The following is a 1,210-nucleotide window of genomic DNA, read 5'->3' as shown; positions in this document are numbered from 1 at the left end:
AAGAAAAGCCACTTGTCAGCATCTCTCCATACAATTAAACTCTCTGATATTGGGCTAACAATATTCAGGGAGGTACAGGGAGTGCTAACAGTGACTGACATCCAGTATATCAGACAAGAAGTGAATCAAAAAGGTAGAAAATATGCAGAAGTAGCAAGAAGTATGAACCATGATGAGAGAACCGTAAAGAAATATGCAGACATGGAAGACTGGAGTGAAGAACGTCCGAAGACTACTCGAAAGCCAAGGGTTATGGGAGAAGCTAGACCCATAATCGATAAGTGGTTGGAGGAAGATGCGACTAAGAAAAAGAAGTTTCGTCGGACTGCCAAGAGAATGTTCGATGTGTTGGTGAAGGAACATGGATACAACGGATCTTATCGTTCTATCCGCGATTATGTACGAAAAAAGAAACAGCAGATGGGACAATCAACAGAGGCTGCCTTACCACTTGAAAGCATACCAGGAATAGCACAAGTTGATTTTGGAGAAGCACCATTTGTATACAGGGGTAGGTCTGTCGACCTTTCCTACTTAGCGCTCTCGTTCCCCTTCAGCAACACATTCTATTTTCAAGTGTTCCAGTCGCAGAACCGAGAGTGTTTCTTAGAAGGCTTAAAGCGAATCTTTCACCATCTCGGTGGTGTCCCTAAGACAATTCGCTTCGATAACTTGAGTCCAGCTGTCAAAAAGGTCCTTCCTTATGGTGAGCGAGTATTGACTGACGAGTTCGAACGATTCGTCTTACACTATGGTTTTTCCACTGAGTTCTGTAATCCAGGCAGTGGGAACGAAAAAGGTCACGTTGAAGCCATGGTCAAATACATACGTAACAACTTTTTATTGCCAGAGATACATGTGGCAGATCTTGAGCGTTTGAACGAGACCTTCTGGATTGCAGCTGAAGAAGACAGGAATCGCAAGCACTATCAAAAAGATGAGCTTTTGTCCGAACTGTTTGAGGAAGATAAAAAAGCACTCCTTCAGTTACCTGAAAAATCCTTTGAATGCGTGCGTTATGAAGAGTGTCGACCAGATAAGTATGGACTCGTCAAAATAGATGGACGTCAATATTCCACATCTCCTCGATTTGCCAAAAGTAGTGTTTTGGCAAAGATATCATATGGCACGATCGAGATCATGACGGCAGAACATGAATCAATCATTACTCATGCACGCCTGTATGGTGAGGATAAGAAGTCGATGAAAT

Annotated in this window: 1 protein-coding gene; it reads left to right on the top strand. The window is 42.7% G+C overall.

The annotated features are described in order from the left end of the window. Positions 1-81: 81 nt before the first annotated feature. Positions 82-1,210, top strand: a 1,129-nt coding sequence (istA, locus tag AB5N96_RS13405) for an IS21 family transposase (RefSeq protein ID WP_499705756.1), incomplete at its 3' end; no start/stop codon positions are given.

It is taken from the genome of Chryseomicrobium imtechense, from assembly GCF_041475995.1.
GTDB lineage: Bacteria > Bacillota > Bacilli > Bacillales_A > Planococcaceae > Chryseomicrobium > Chryseomicrobium aureum.
Note: the sequence above shows the minus strand (reverse complement) of the source record. Positions and strands in the feature narration are given on the sequence as shown.